The organism is Halorussus sp. MSC15.2, assembly GCF_010747475.1.
Taxonomy (GTDB): Archaea; Halobacteriota; Halobacteria; order Halobacteriales; family Haladaptataceae; genus Halorussus.
The window spans coordinates 1,322,969-1,336,951 of the sequence record NZ_VSLZ01000001.1 but is presented as its reverse complement, the minus strand read 5'-3'; the positions used below and the strand labels follow the sequence as shown (position 1 = coordinate 1,336,951).

Here is a 13,983-nt window from a genome sequence, read left to right as displayed (position 1 = left end):
CGGACGGGCGCGGTCTGACATTACCATGGATACGGACACGCACACCTCCCGGAGACGGGAGAAAGGCGCACTCATCGTCGGTTTCGTGTCGCTCGCCGCGGCGGTACTCCTCGCCCACGGGTCGCCGCCGGAGACGTACGAACTCTCGATATACGCCGGGACGCCGGTCGCGTTCTGGGTCGGAACGAGCATCGCGCTGCTGGTGGGGGTCTTCGTCGGCCTGCGGGCCGACGGAGTACGGGGACGGTTGGCGCTCGTCCTCGCCGGAGTCGCCATGTTCGCGGTGGCCTCGCTGCCGGTGGTGCGGTCGTACTACTTCTTCGGCGCGGGCGACTCGCTGACCCACCTCGGGTGGGCCAAGGACATCGCCGCCGGAAAGCTCTCGGTTCTGAACTTCCTCTACCCCGGGACCCACACCGTCGCGGTGATTCTCTCGGACGTGACGGGGATGGGACTCCCGCGCGCGATGCTGGTGATGGTGTCGGCGTTCACCGCGGTGTTCCTCCTGTTCGTCCCGCTGACCACGTGGACCATCACCCGCGACCGGCGCGCGACCACGCTGGCGGCGCTGGCGGCGCTGCTGTTCCTGCCGCTAAACAACGTCAGCGTCTTCGACATGCCCCACCCGACCACGCAGGCAATCATGTTCCTACCGCTGATACTCTACCTCGCGGCGCGGTACCTCGTCCGCGCCGACCGCGAGGGCCTGTTCGTCGGGACACCGACGGGGGCGTTGATGGCGATTACCTCGATGGCGGTCGTGCTGGTCCACCCCCAGCAGGCCGCGAACGTCCTCGTCGTGTTCGGTTCCATACTGGGTCTCCAACTCCTCGCCCGCCTCGTCGGGAGTCGCGAGACCGACCACCGGACGCTCGCGCTCCAGACGGTGTTCCTCGCCGGGGTGTTCGCGGTGTGGGCACCCCGTCACGAGCGCGCAACCGGGGCCACCTCCGCGCTGCTCGGCATGCTGTCCAGCGGGTTCCGGTTCGGTCAGGAGACCACGCAGGCCGCGGGGTCGGTGTCGGCGGTCGGCGGGTCCCTCCAGATGCTGTTCGCCAAACTGTTCCTCGTGAGCGTCGTGTTCTGCGCGCTCGCCGGAGTATCCGTCCTCGGCGGTCTCCTCGGCAGGTTCGAGGACGCTCCCGACGTGCGGTCGTTCTCCCGGTACCTCGGACTCGCGCTGGTCCCGCTGTTCGGACTGTTCACCGCCTACTTCATCGTCAGCTACGAGAAGCTGCACTTCCGACAGCTCGGGTTCATCATGGTGCTGGTGACGATACTCGGCGCGGTGGCGCTCGCTCGCGGGATGGACGCTCTCTCGACGCGATTCTCGCCGGGGACGCGCGGAGGGTGGTGGGCGTCGCGGTCGTGGTCATGCTCGCGCTGTCGGTCCCGACGGTCTACCAGTCGCCGTACATGTACCAGAGCTCCAGCCACGTCTCCGAGGCCCAGATGAGCGGGTACGAGACGGCCATCGAACACCGCGGGTCGAGTCCGTTCGTCGGCATCCGGTCGGGCGGCGAGCGGTGGACCGACGGTGTTCTGGGCTACCAGCAGAGTCGGCGGCTGAAACTGGCTGCCGGGAGCCTCTACACCCACGACTCCCATCCCGCGGTCGGGGAGAACTTCACCGGGAGTTACGTGGCGCGTCACTACGACGACCGATACCTCACGTTCACCGACCGGGCGCGCCAGCGCGACCTGCGGGTGTACGACGGCTTCCGGTTCGGCGCGCGCGGGTTCCGCTCGCTCGACGCCGCGCCGGGACTGAACCGCGTGCAGGCCAACGGCGGCTTCCAGATGTACCGGATAAACGGGACGAGCTAACGTGACGCGAATCGCACGCAACTGTCCGAACCCGAACGACGATGCACTCGAACCACTATGGACTTGAAACGCTTCGCGCGCTCGTTCAAGGCGATGCTGAGCGCCCGCGCTCTCCACATGGTCGCCAGCGGCGTGCTGATGGTCGTCCTCGCCAGAGTCCTGCTCACCCAGACGGAGTACGGGTTACTCGGGGCGGCGCTGGCGGTGATGGGCGTCGTCCAACTGTTCACCGACCTCGGCATCGCGAAGGCGGCCGCGCGCTACATCACGGAGTACCGAGAGACGAACCCGAGTCAGGTCCCTCACGTCCTCCGAGCGGCGGTGGTCTACCGCCTCGCGGCCATCGGCGTCGTGGGTGGCCTGTTCGCGCTCCTCAGCGGGCACGTCGCCCGGGTCGTCGGCCAACCAGAAATCGGTCCCCTGCTGGTCCTCGGCGCGGGGTACGTCGCGGTCCACTCGCTGTTCACCTTCTCGCAGGTGCTGTTCCAAGGCTACAACCGGATAACCTACAGCGCAGCGATTCGGGCGGTCGGGTCGGTCGGCCGTCTGCTCCTCGCGGTGGTGTTCGTCCTCCTCGTCGGCGGCGCGGTCGGCGCGCTGGTCGGCTACATCGTGGGCTACGGCGTCGGGGCGGCGGTCGGTCTCGGCCTGCTCTACCGGAAGTGCTACCGCGACGCCGACCGCGACGAACCGCCCGAGGACGGTCTGACTCGGCGGGTCGCCCGGTACAGCGTCCCGCTGACAGCGACCCGCGGAGCCAACATCCTCGACAAGCGCGTGGACACGATTCTGGTCGGCTACTTCATGAACCCGGTCGCGGTGGGCTACTACTACCTCTCGAAGCAGATAGTGGACTTCATCCACTCGCCCGCGGCCTCGCTCGGGTTCACGCTCTCGCCCGCCTACGGCGAACACAAGGCCGAAGGCGAGACCGACCACGCCGCACAGATATACGAGACGACGCTGAAGTACATCCTCCTGCTCTACATCCCGGCCGCCGCCGGGATGGTCATCGTGGCCGAACCCGCGATTCGACTAATCTTCGGCGAGAAGTGGGTCGGTGCCGTGCCCGTCCTCCAAGTGTTCGCCGCCTACGTCGTCCTTCAGGCGGTCTCGTACGTCACCGGGGACGCCCTCGACTTCCTCGGCCGGGCGCGCGAACGCGCCGTCGCCAAAGGCGGCGGGTCGGTCGGCAACTTCCTGTTGAACCTCGTGATGATTCCCGCGTTCGGCGTAGTCGGCGCGGCCGCGGCCACCGTCATCACCCACACCGCGGTGTTGGCGGTGACCCTCTGGGTCATCCACGCCGAACTGTCGCTGTCTGTCGGCGAACTCGTCCGTCACCTCGCGGCGGTGGTCGCGGTCACGGCGGCGATGTCGGCCGCCGTGTACGGGATTCTCGTCCAGATTGCGGGCATCCCCGCGCTCGTCGTCTCGGTTCTGGCGGGCGTGGCGGTCTGGGCCGGACTGTCGGTCGCGGGCGGCCTCCTCGACCTCCGGCGCGTCAGAACCATCCTCACCTGACGACCGAACAGACGATTCGACGAACGAAATCACCCACCGAAACCCATGTCACGAACTAACCTCCCAGTTATTTGGCTCTCCGCGGCGAGGGTCGGAGCATGAACGACGCCGACACCGACGCGTCCGACGACTCCGCGGTCGGAGCGAACTGGACGCCCGACGTGTCGAACCGGACCGTACTGATAACCGGAGGCGCTGGCTTCGTCGGGAGCCACCTCGCCGAGGCGCTGGTCGGGGACAACGAGGTGCGCGTGCTCGACGACTTCTCTGGCGGCGCGCGCGAACACGTCCCCGAGGGCGCACACCTCGTGGAAGGTGACGTCTGCGACCCCGAGACGGTCGCGGAGGCGATGGACGGGACTGACCTCGTGTTTCACGAGGCCGCGCTGGTGTCGGTCGAGGAGTCCGTGGCGGACCCGCCGGAGAGCAACCGGGTCAACGCCGCGGCGACCGTGGACCTGCTCGAACGCGCCCGCGAGGAGGACGCCCGCGTCGTCCTCGCGTCGTCGGCCGCCATCTACGGCCACCCGGAGTCGGTGCCGGTCTCCGAGGGCGACTCGAAGGACCCCACCTCGCCGTACGGCATCGACAAACTCTCGCTCGACCACTACGCCCGGCGGTACCACGACCTGTACGGACTGGAGACCGTGGCGCTACGCTACTTCAACGTCTACGGGCCGCGCCAGAACCCCGAGTACAGCGCGGTCGTGAACGTCTTCTTCCGGCAAGCGGCCGACGGCGGCCCGCTGACTATCGAGGGCGACGGCCAGCAAACTCGCGATTTCGTCCACGTCTCGGACGTGGTACAGGCCAACCTGTTGGCGGCGACGACCGACCGCGTAGGTGAAGCGTTCAACGTCGGGACGGGACGCAGCGTTACAGTCGAGGAACTCGCAGAGACGGTGGTCGAGGTGACAGACTCCGACGCCGAAATTACTCACGTCGAACCGCGACCGGGCGACATTCGACACAGCGAGGCCGACGTCTCGAAGGCGCGGACGGAACTCGGGTACGCGCCGTCGGTTTCGCTGGAGGCAGGTCTCCGTGACTTGGCCGAACTGAAGGAACTCCGGTAATCGGAGTCGCGCGTTCCGTTTTCGCTCGACAGACTGTGTCGACAACTATCGTTCCGTGAACAGTTCTACTCCCGGAAGGAAGATACAATAAACCTATAATTCGTCCATTTCTGTTTACTCACCCGTCTATAAACATTTATATGAATTGTGGTGGATGTATGTGATGCATGTCAGACCATAGCAGGCGGACGTTCCTCAAGGCGGCGGGGAGCGCCGTCGGTAGCGCAGCGCTGGTGAGTGGACCGGTCAGTGCCAGCGGAAGCGGAACGCGAAACACGCGGTTCCTCGTAGACCTGCAGGAGGTTTCGCGCAGTGAGGTCCCGGAGGACGTGGAGATTATCCACGACATCTCGGAAATCGACCTCCTCGCGGCGCGGGGCGACCCGGATGTGGTCCCCGGCGAGGCGTCCACGACGCCGGACGTGACGGTCTACCGAGACGACCAGACGTACGACGGCGGCCCGGCCAAGGAACACGACGCGAACGGCGAGGGCAGCAAGGGTCCCGCGTGGGACAGCGGCGAACCGACCAACACCGAACTCCAGTGGGACAAGCGCAAACAGCGCGTCGGCGACCTGACCGAGAACCCCGGTAACGGTCGGACCGTTCAGGACACCACGAAGGGCGAGGGGAGTCGCGTCGCGGTCGTTGACTCGGGCGTCTACGACGGCCACCCGGACCTCGCGGACGTGGTCAACGCGGAACTGTCGGCGAACTACACCACCGACGACTACGACTTCCGACCCAACGGTGCGGGCGACCACGGGACTCACGTCGCGGGCATCGTCGCCGGGACGAACGCGAACGGCGAGGGCGTCCTCGGTACCGCGCCGGAGACCGAAATCGTCGCTCACCGCGTCTTCTCGGGCGTCCCGGGCGAAGGCGCATCGACCGGCGACACGATTGCGGCGCTCACCGACGCCGCGACCAAGGGCTGTGACGCCGCGAACTTCAGCGTCGGGTACCCGCCCGCGAACCCGAACGAGGACTGGGTGGCCGACGTGAAGGAGGCCTACAGTCGTCTCGCGGAGTACGCCCGCTCGCAGGACATGATAATCGTCAACTCCGCCGGGAACGCCGGCGTCGACATGACCCCCGACGACGTCATCAGCCTCCCGACGGAGGTCGAGGGCATCTTCGGCGTCTCCGCGACGGGTCCCATCGGCTACCTCTGGGACGACAAGAAGGCCAGCCGCGAGGACAAGGGACTCAAGAAGTTGGAGAAACCGACGACCCAACCCGCGAAGTACACCAACTACGGCGAGGGCGTGGACGTGAGCGCCGAGGGTGGAAACTACGACCTCGACGCGTATCAGAAGGGCGTCGAGGGCTGGTTCTACGACCTCGTGTACTCGAGCGTCGTCGAGCACGACGCCGACGGCGAACCGACTCCCGGCTACGGTTGGAAGGCAGGCACGTCGATGGCGGCCCCGCAAGTGACCGGCGCAGTCGCGCTCGCGCGCTCGCTCCGACCCGACATCTCCGCAGAAGAACTCAAGTCGCTGATAAAGGAGACCGCGACGGACGCACCGGGCGGCGAACTGTACCACGGGGCGGGTCACCTCGACCTCCGCCGACTGGTCAAGCGCCTCCGATAACCGGCGCGGACCGTTCTCACTTCTGCTGTTGCGTCCTCGGCGTTCGTTCCGGTGACTGTTTTCGGATACTCCTCGTTCACCGCTATCGAACGACGGTACGCCGATTCAAAATCAGGTTCGCGTCACTTCTCGTTGATGGACTCGCTGGCGATGTTGCGGCCGCGAGTCTTCAGACTCACCTCTCGCCGTTTGCGGACCTCTTCGAGTACGTCCACCTCGATGAGTCGCTCGAAGATACTCTCGACTTCGTCCACTTCCATGCCGAGGAACCCGGGAATCTCGAACGGCGAGACGCCGGAGTAGAGCGCCATCAGTACCTCCTTTTCGACCTCGTCGAGTTCGACTCCGCCCTCGTTCTTGCGTTCGCCTTTCTGAAACAGCGACTCCAGAAGCGCACAGCGGCGGGTCTGTCCCGAGACGTACGTCTGGACGCTGGTGTCGCCCTGCGTGTGTTCGACCTCCAGCACCGTCCGCTGTTCGCCTTTGACCGTCCGGGTCGCGCGTTCGACCGACCCGATGTCGTCGAGTTCGATGCCGACGAAGGTGCCCGAGGCGATGGCGACGTTGACCATGCCGTCGGTAATCTTGACGCGGGCCTTCTCCCAGTTGGTGTCCTGCACCACGCCCCCTTCGACGGCGGGGTGCTTGGTCAGAATCATCTTCTGGTTCAGCAGGGCACCGTAGAGGTCGGTCTCGAACTCCTCGATGTCCACGTTCGTGCCAATCAGGATGACGTTGTCGTCGAACTCGACGCTGAGGTAGTCAGAAACCGAAGCGACCGCCTGATTGACGTCGTAGCGGCCTTTCAGGCCCTTCACGTCGGACAGCGGAATCGACCGCTTGCCCTGATTGCCGGCCAACACGATTCGCTTGTTCGACAGCAGAACGCGGCCGCTGGTCCAGTCGGGGTCGTTGAGTTTGCGGCCGCTCTTCACGACCTGCAAGAACTTCCCCTGCGTATCTGTAATCTTGTGCTCGCCTTCCTTGCTCATGAGTCGTGTCTACGTTCTCGGCGCGGTCGCTCGCGTCGGCGACCCGTCGCCTGATGGGTTCCCGGAGGGATGTGGTCTGTCGGGATTCGATACGGTCATCACAGGGACGGATTGATGGTCAGGACTCGCTTCGCATGTCGTCTACTCGCGCGGCGAGTTCCTCGATGGCTTCGGTCTGTTCGCGGGTCGCCGACACGATGTCGTCGGTCGCGCCCTCGACCTCGCGGGTCTGGTCGCGCACGTCTTCGACCGTCGCCATCACCTGCTCGACGTTGGCGGCTTGCTCGTCGTTGGCCTCCGCGACCTCGGTCACGCCGGTCGCGGCCTCCTCGACCGCGTCGGCGATTTCTTCGAGCGCCACCAGTGCGTCTTCGATTTCCTGTCCGGCGTACTTGACCTGTTCGTTAGACTCCTCGACCGCGACGACGGTCTCGTTGGCCTGCGACTGAATCTCCTCGATACGCCCGGCTATCTCCTCGGTGTGTTCGCGGGTCTCGTTGGCCAGTTCCTTGACCTCGTCGGCGACGACCTCGAACCCGCTTCCGGCCTCGCCCGCGCGTGCGGCCTCGATGTTGGCGTTCAGCGCGAGCAGGTTGGTCTGGTCGGCCACCTCGGCGATGACCTCGACCACGTCTTCGATTTCGTTCATCTGGGATTCGAGTTCGGTCACGGTACCCACGAGTTCCTCGCTCATCTCGATGACCTCGTCGGTGGCCTCGCGAGCGCCCTCGCTGGATTCGAGACCGCTATCGGCCGACGCTTTGGCCTGTTCGGCCGCCGACGCGACCTCGTCGGAACTCGCGGCGACCTCCTCCATGCTGGCCGAGAAGTTCTCCATCTGTGTGGCGACCTCCGAGAGCTGTTCGGTCTGCTCGCCGACGCGTTCGTCGATGGCGCGGGCCGACTGGGAGGCCTGTTCGACCGAGCTTTCGAGGTCGTCGGCCTTCTCGCCGACGCGTTCGGTCAGCGTCTCGAATCGCTCGGCCATGGCGTTGACCTGTCCCACGACTTCGACCAGCGAGTCGTCCACGACGCCGTGTTCGTCCTCGAACGACGCGCGGGCCGAGAGGTCGCCCATCTCCATCGCGGTCAGGGTCCCGATGAGTTCCTCGACCAGCGAAGTGACGCCTTCCTGACGTCGGACGTCCTCCGTCCGGTCGCGGACCGTCTCCACGACTGCGATGAGTTCGCCGTCGTCGTACAGCGGCATGGCCGAGAACTCGATACTCCGCTCGACGCCCTCGCGGTCCACCATCGTACTTTCGTCGGTGTACAGCGTCCGTTCGGTGTCGGCCCTCCCGACGTCGAACTCGACGTTCGCCGACTCCGGGGCCTCGGCTACCTTGTCGGCCAGCGTCTTCACGCGCCGCCCGTCGGGGTAGAACGCCTCGCTGACGTTTTCGGTCCCGAGCGCCTGCTCGGCCGGGACGCCGGTGAGGTCTGCCAGCGCGGAGTTCCACGCCGCGACCTCGTCGCGTTTGGTGTCGAGCATGAACACGGGAACGCCGATACCGTCGAGCAGGTCGTCGTCGTCCACGTTGAGTTCCTCGTCGTCGGCCGATTCGACCGTCCCCGACGACCCGTAGGCGTCGAGTCCGGTCCGCATGTCGGCTAGCGTCGCCGAGAGCGCAGACTGAAGGTCCTCCTCGGCGCGCTGGAGTTCCTCGGCGACCGCCTCGTTGTTCGCACCGAGTCGGTGTCCGAGCTGCTCGAACGCCTCCGAAACCAGTTCCTCGACGCCGACTTCGTAGGTCCCGGCGAACGCCGCGGCCGACACCCCGGCGTCGACGTGTCGGCGGCCGAGGTCGGTCGCGTCCCCGGCCGCAGACCCGGGGTCGTCGAGAACCTGCCCGAGGTGGACCGCCTGCGCCTGGCGGAGGTCGTCGCTCGCGTCGGTGTTCCGATACGCCTCGTCGAGTTGCGAACGCGTGACGGTTCGGCCGCCGGAGACGGAGACCTCACCGGTCTGGGTCCCCCCGTCGAAGGTCACGTTTCGCTGTCGTTCGGCGGGGCTATCACCGCCGCGTAAATTCCGGAGAATTTTCAATAATCTGTCCCTGACCATCTTATGCCTGAAAGAGACACCAACCGGATATAAAGTTTTACGCAAATTTCACGCGCGATAACCCGGTGGCGTGCGCAAGTCGGGCGCCGTCACGATTCCGCCTCAGTTCCGGCGCAGGCGTCCGCTATCCGGCGCTGTATCGCCGACACCCCTACCCTCTCCCACCGAGTTTCGAGAGCGCGGAGAACGCCCGTTCCCGGACCTCCTCGTCGTCGGTGTCGTCGATGATGGCGTCGAGTCGCCGGCGAGCGCGTTCGCCGCCGACCTTTCCGAGCGTGAACGCCGCCTTGGACCGAGCGTCGCTACTCGCCTCGGGGTCGTCCAACACGTCCAGCAGGGCGTCCTCGGCGCTCTCGCCCCCGACGTTGGCGATGCTGGTCGCGGCGAACTGCGCGGTCATCCCGTCCTTGTCGTCCAACACCGACGCCAGCGCCTCGATGGCTGCCTCCCGGTTGCGCTCGCCGGTCACTCTGCCGAGCAACCACGCCGCGTTCCGACGCTGGTGGGGTTGGGTCCCTTGGTCAAGGATGTCCACCAGCGAGTCCACGACGCTCCGGTGGTCGGTCGCGCTCAGTTTCTCGACCATCCGTTCGCGCAACTGGTGGCTCTGCTGGCCGGGCGCGTTCGAGAGGAGTTCGATGAGCGAGAACACCGCCGCTCGCCGGACCGCCTCGACCTCGTCCGACAGTAACGAGACCAGCGCGTCCAGCGGTTTCGCGCTGCCGAAGTTACCGAGCGAGTTGGCCGCGATGCGCCGGACGGTCTCGCTCTCGTCATCGAGCAGGTCCAGCAGCGCTTCGAGCGACTCCTCGCCGCCGATGCGACCGAGCGAGTCGGCGGCCTCGCGTCGGACCTCGACGCTCTCGTCGCCCAGTCGCTTCCGAAGCGCCGAGACGGCCCGCGGGTCCTCGATGCGGCCGAGCGCGCGGGCCGCCCGCGCTCGGACTCGCTGGTCGGGGTCGCCGAGACGGCCCACGAGCGCCTTCGTCCCGGCTTTGTTGCCGATGCGACCCAGCGCGTTGGCCGAGGCCATCCGGAGTTCCGGTTGGTCCGCCGAGAGGGTCTCGACCAGCGCCTCCGCGCGCGCCCACTCGGCTCCTTCGGTCGGAACCTCCTCGCCGGTCAGCGCGGAGACCAACCGTTCGACGGCGTGACGCTGGTCGAGAGCGTCGATGGCCGCGGCGCGAACCACTTCGCTGTCGTCGCTCTGGGCCGCAGTCACCAGCGGGTCCAGCACGTTGCGGTCCTCGGCGTCCACCTCGCCGAGGATGTCGGCCGCGCGCTGACGGACCGGTTCGCTGTTGCTGTTGGTCAACAGCGTGGTGAGTTTGTCTACGTCCCCCGTCTTTTCCAGTTCGAACAGCGAAGTCACGACTGTCCAATCGAATCGGTCCGAGAAAAAACGTGGTGGTACTCGACTGAACGTCGAGAGGAAGGTCGGTTAGCGAACTGTGCGCGTTAGACCGTGACTGCGCTCTCCTGCGAGAGCGACTGCGGGACGTTGGCGCGGTAGAGCGTCACTGCCCCGTACTGCGTGGTGAGCTTCAGTTTGACCTCTTCGCCCTCACCGAGCGGACTCGAAATCTGCTTGGGAGTCATCTTGATTTCGAGGCGGTCGTCCTGCGTGTTGAGGACGGGCTTGGAGCCGTCAGGGTCTTTGATGGTGTTGACGGTGAACTGCGTATCGTTCGCGCTGTCACCGTACACGAGAGTCTGGGCTTTCTCCGGACCAATCCACTCTATCGTGGCGGCCGAGAGATTGATATCGTCGGACCCGGACCCGCGCATGACCGTCAGGCTGATGTCGGTGACCTGTTCGTTTGCGACACTACCGAACGCACTCACGACCTGCACGCGGTTCGAGACCTGCGCGCTGGACTCCTGACCAGTCTGCTCGGACTTCGTCTGGAGGAATCCCGCCGTGTTGATGAGAACGCCCGCCGCGATTGCGGCGACCAGCACCATCGCGATGAACACGATGAGTGTACCGATACCCACTTGACCTCTGTCAGTTAACCGCTCTTTGATTTTTTCTTTCATTTTCTCACGTCCTGTCCGAACGTCAATGTGACATTGACCACGGACTCTATCCGGAACGATACAAACCTCCGTAATAAATCTACGGCCACGATTATCAGACGTGATATTGGTCGATGCGACGGGTCCGGAACCAGACAGATAGCGTATACTCCGGCAAAACACTCCGAGCGGTGGAATTTCGGCCGACCCGACTCATCTGTGCGCAGTGATACTGTAGATGACGAAGAGGTAACCGACGGTCGTGATGAGGTAGTTGACCGAGAGTAGCATCCGAGTCTGTTCGAAGTTAGTCGCAAACGCACTGACCGTCGTCGCTATCGCCGCCGCGACGATGAGTGTGAAACCGACCGACAGATGGAACATCGCCTGCCGCGACGTTCGATTGTACGCGCGAACCGCGAATCCGACCATGGAGAGACCGGCGACTGCCAGGGTCAGACTGAACACCGTATACAGCAGTTCTATCGTTTGCATGGGTTCTCTGTTTGAGAGACCGCCGACCTGCGCGACGTGGTCGGGCCGGGAGCGTGCGCAAGCTACCGTCCCGGAGAGCGATTGCACTCACTCCGCCTTGAGGTCGCGCCACACGTCCGCGAGCGCGTTGTCCACTTCGGGCCGGTCCTCGGCCGACACGTCGATAGCTCCGTCCTCGAACGAAATTTCGAGTGCATCGACGTTGCGTCGGTAGACTTTCGTGCGTCTCCCTTCGTCCGAGAACTCCCGGCCCGACAGTTCGAGGAGTTCGGCCTCGGTGAGTTCCTCGATTCGGCGGTAGCTGGTCGCTATCGGGATTTCGAGTTCGTCGCTCAGCTCCTGGGCCGACTTGGGTTCGTTCGTGGCCCGGAGTATCTCGGCGTTGTACTTGTTGCCGAGTACTCGGAGGAGTTCGACGGCCTCCATCAGTTATCGCGTTTGAAAACGTGGGTTAAAAAGGTACCGTAGCCGATTCGTCAGCCGGGACCGAGTAGTCGGCGCCGGAACAGTAAAGTGGTCCCCGCGGGTCGCATCGAACATGCCAGAGACCGTCGGCGACGTTCAGGTCCTCGAATTCAGGCTCGAGGACCGGAAGTATTGCATCGACATCGCGCACGTGGACGAAATTGTCGACAAGGAGGAACTGACACCCCTCCCGAACTCCGAGCCTCGTGTCGAAGGTGTGATGGACCTCCGCGGAACGACGACCACCATCATCAATCCCAAACAAGTGCTGGACTTGGAGACGACCGAAACCGGCCAGCGCGTCGTCGTCCTCGAAGGCGACGGCGATGGCGAGAACGTCGGTTGGCTCATCGACGCGGTGAATCAGGTCGTCAGCATCGACAGCGGCGAGGTAGACGAGAGCGTCGAGAGCGAGTCGGTCCGCGGTATCGTCCGACAGGACGACGACTTCGTGGTCTGGGTCAAGCCCGAAGAGATAAACAACTGACCGGCCGACGCCGATAGCCGACCTCGCCTCCACTATCGGTCCCGCGTGACCGTCTCGCCCGGCGGAACGCCCACGCCCGGCGAGAGCTTCGTCCCGACGTTCAGACTCGCGTTGATGCCGGTTTTCGCGCCGTCTCCGGCGACGACGCCGAACTTCCGGCGGCCGGTCGAGACGCGCTCTCCCTTCACTGTGAACGTTACCGGCTTGTCGTCGTGGCGGAGGTTGGCGACGTTCGTGCCCGCGCCGAAGTTCACGTCGCGACCCAGCACGCTATCGCCGACGTAACTGAGGTGTGCGACGTGCGTGCCTCGGCCGAGGACGCTGTTCTTGACCTCGACGCTGTGGCCGATTTTGGCGTCTTCATCGACGAGCGTCGCGCCGCGGACGTACGCGTTTGGCCCGACGCTCGCGCCCGAGCGCACCAGCGCCGGACCCTCGATTACCACTCCCGCGTCCACGGTCGCTCCTTCCTCGACCACCACGTCGCCCCGGATGTCGGCGTCCTCGTGGACGGTTCCCCGGAGGTCGCGGTCCAACTCGCCGAGTTTCCACTCGTTGGCTTCCAGCAGTTCCCACGGACGCCCCACGTCGAGCCACTTGTCGAGTTCGACCGCCGAGACGTCGTACTCCTCGACGGCGCGCGCGAGAACGTCGGTTATCTCGCGTTCGCCGCGCTCGCTCTCGGGCACGTCGAGCCAATCGCGGGCCGCCTCGGGAAACAGGTACGCCCCCGTGTTGGCGAGGTCGGTGGGTGGGTCGGTTGGTTTCTCGACGATGTCGGTGACGGTGTCGCCGTCCGTCGAGAGGACGCCGTAGTTCGAGGGGTCTTCGACCCGCATCGCGCCGACCGCCGGTCCCGCCTCGAACAGCGCTTCGATATTCTCGGAGTCGTAGAGGTTGTCGCCGTTGAGGACCGCGAAGGGACCGTCTAACAGGTCGCGGGCCGCACGCACCGCGTCGGCGGTGCCCGACTGGGACTCCTGCACGGCGTAACGCACCGGGATACCCGCGTACTCCTCGCCGAAGTAGTCACGGACGGCGTCGGCCTCGTAACCGACGACGACCACGAGTTCGTCCGCGCCCGCGTCCACGGCGGCGTCGGCCGCGTGGGCGGCCAGCGGTCGGTCCGCAACCGGCAGCATCGGTTTGGGGAGCGACGCCGACAGTGGCCGAATTCGCGTTCCCTCGCCCGCCGCGAGAACGACCGCCTGAATGCTCTCGGCTGTCATCGTGGGAACGACTCGGGGCGAGACCTTTGTTACCACCTCCTTGTACGCGGGTAAGTGTGAGGTACCGTACCGATAGTGACCACTTCCCTCGAATAACGCGGTGCCCGAACGGGGGACCGAACCGCGGTACGCTCGGCGAGAACGGACCGACGAACGGCGATAAGTCGGCCCTACGCCCGACGTATTTTGCCCTACCCTGCGGTCAG

The 13,983-nt window shown here is 65.4% G+C and carries 13 protein-coding genes; 6 read left to right on the top strand and 7 right to left on the bottom strand.

The features are described 5' to 3' along the window. Positions 1-25: 25 nt before the first annotated feature. From FXF75_RS06945 to FXF75_RS06925, 5 genes are all read left to right on the top strand, one after another. The gene (locus tag FXF75_RS06945; RefSeq protein ID WP_163520962.1) at positions 26-1,456 is read left to right on the top strand and encodes a hypothetical protein; all 1,431 of its coding nucleotides are present in this window, start codon (positions 26-28) and stop codon (positions 1,454-1,456) included. After that, a complete protein-coding gene (locus FXF75_RS06940) occupies positions 1,417-1,827 on the top strand; it encodes a hypothetical protein (protein ID WP_163520961.1) in 411 nt (136 codons plus the stop codon). The genes FXF75_RS06945 and FXF75_RS06940 overlap by 40 nt, the downstream gene beginning before the upstream one ends. A gap of 57 nt (positions 1,828-1,884) precedes the next feature. Next, positions 1,885-3,351: a flippase gene (locus tag FXF75_RS06935; protein WP_163520959.1), complete on the top strand. Its 1,467-nt coding sequence runs from the start codon at positions 1,885-1,887 to the stop codon at positions 3,349-3,351. Positions 3,352-3,449: 98 nt separating this feature from the next. After that, positions 3,450-4,427, top strand: a complete 978-nt coding sequence (locus tag FXF75_RS06930) for an NAD-dependent epimerase/dehydratase family protein (RefSeq protein ID WP_163520957.1) — start codon at positions 3,450-3,452, stop codon at positions 4,425-4,427. A 167-nt stretch (positions 4,428-4,594) separates the two neighbouring features. After that, complete coding sequence (locus FXF75_RS06925) at positions 4,595-6,025, top strand: S8 family serine peptidase (protein WP_163520955.1); 1,431 nt, start codon at positions 4,595-4,597, stop codon at positions 6,023-6,025. Positions 6,026-6,147: 122 nt separating this feature from the next. On the opposite strand, the gene FXF75_RS06920 is transcribed toward FXF75_RS06925, so the two are convergent. The 6 genes from FXF75_RS06920 to FXF75_RS06895 form a co-directional block, all read right to left on the bottom strand. After that, on the bottom strand, positions 6,148-7,017 hold the full coding sequence (locus FXF75_RS06920; RefSeq protein ID WP_163520953.1) for a CheF family chemotaxis protein: 870 nt from the start codon (positions 7,015-7,017) through the stop codon (positions 6,148-6,150). Between the two features lie 118 nt (positions 7,018-7,135). Continuing rightward, positions 7,136-9,007 (bottom strand): methyl-accepting chemotaxis protein, encoded by a 1,872-nt coding sequence (locus FXF75_RS06915; protein WP_309221763.1) that lies wholly within the window; start codon positions 9,005-9,007, stop codon positions 7,136-7,138. A 226-nt stretch (positions 9,008-9,233) separates the two neighbouring features. Beyond that, positions 9,234-10,454 carry a HEAT repeat domain-containing protein gene (locus FXF75_RS06910; RefSeq protein ID WP_163520950.1) on the bottom strand — a complete coding sequence of 407 codons (1,221 nt, stop codon included), beginning with the start codon at positions 10,452-10,454 and terminating at the stop codon, positions 9,234-9,236. A gap of 86 nt (positions 10,455-10,540) precedes the next feature. Continuing rightward, on the bottom strand, positions 10,541-11,122 hold the full coding sequence (locus FXF75_RS06905) for an archaellin/type IV pilin N-terminal domain-containing protein (RefSeq protein ID WP_163520948.1): 582 nt from the start codon (positions 11,120-11,122) through the stop codon (positions 10,541-10,543). Between the two features lie 192 nt (positions 11,123-11,314). Further along, on the bottom strand, positions 11,315-11,596 hold the full coding sequence (locus FXF75_RS06900; RefSeq protein ID WP_163520946.1) for a hypothetical protein: 282 nt from the start codon (positions 11,594-11,596) through the stop codon (positions 11,315-11,317). A gap of 87 nt (positions 11,597-11,683) precedes the next feature. Beyond that, positions 11,684-12,022 carry a helix-turn-helix domain-containing protein gene (locus FXF75_RS06895; protein ID WP_163520945.1) on the bottom strand — a complete coding sequence of 113 codons (339 nt, stop codon included), beginning with the start codon at positions 12,020-12,022 and terminating at the stop codon, positions 11,684-11,686. Between the two features lie 112 nt (positions 12,023-12,134). Between FXF75_RS06895 and FXF75_RS06890 the strand changes: the two genes are divergently transcribed. Further along, positions 12,135-12,548 (top strand): chemotaxis protein CheW, encoded by a 414-nt coding sequence (locus FXF75_RS06890; protein ID WP_163520944.1) that lies wholly within the window; start codon positions 12,135-12,137, stop codon positions 12,546-12,548. Positions 12,549-12,580: 32 nt separating this feature from the next. On the opposite strand, the gene glmU is transcribed toward FXF75_RS06890, so the two are convergent. Beyond that, positions 12,581-13,762 (bottom strand): bifunctional sugar-1-phosphate nucleotidylyltransferase/acetyltransferase, encoded by a 1,182-nt coding sequence (gene glmU / locus FXF75_RS06885; protein WP_163521145.1) that lies wholly within the window; start codon positions 13,760-13,762, stop codon positions 12,581-12,583. Between the last annotated feature and the right edge of the window lie 221 nt (positions 13,763-13,983).

Bases quoted from the DNA above. Each gene is read 5' to 3' on its own strand.
- FXF75_RS06890 (WP_163520944.1), top strand. From the start codon at position 12,135: ATGCCAGAGACCGTCGGCGACGTTCAGGTCCTCGAATTCAGGCTCGAG.
- FXF75_RS06925 (WP_163520955.1), top strand. From the start codon at position 4,595: ATGTCAGACCATAGCAGGCGGACGTTCCTCAAGGCGGCGGGGAGCGCC.
- FXF75_RS06905 (WP_163520948.1), bottom strand. From the start codon at position 11,122: ATGAAAGAAAAAATCAAAGAGCGGTTAACTGACAGAGGTCAAGTGGGT.
- FXF75_RS06895 (WP_163520945.1), bottom strand. From the start codon at position 12,022: ATGGAGGCCGTCGAACTCCTCCGAGTACTCGGCAACAAGTACAACGCC.
- FXF75_RS06935 (WP_163520959.1), top strand. From the start codon at position 1,885: ATGGACTTGAAACGCTTCGCGCGCTCGTTCAAGGCGATGCTGAGCGCC.
- FXF75_RS06930 (WP_163520957.1), top strand. From the start codon at position 3,450: ATGAACGACGCCGACACCGACGCGTCCGACGACTCCGCGGTCGGAGCG.
- FXF75_RS06945 (WP_163520962.1), top strand. From the start codon at position 26: ATGGATACGGACACGCACACCTCCCGGAGACGGGAGAAAGGCGCACTC.
- FXF75_RS06940 (WP_163520961.1), top strand. From the start codon at position 1,417: ATGTACCAGAGCTCCAGCCACGTCTCCGAGGCCCAGATGAGCGGGTAC.
- FXF75_RS06900 (WP_163520946.1), bottom strand. From the start codon at position 11,596: ATGCAAACGATAGAACTGCTGTATACGGTGTTCAGTCTGACCCTGGCA.
- FXF75_RS06920 (WP_163520953.1), bottom strand. From the start codon at position 7,017: ATGAGCAAGGAAGGCGAGCACAAGATTACAGATACGCAGGGGAAGTTC.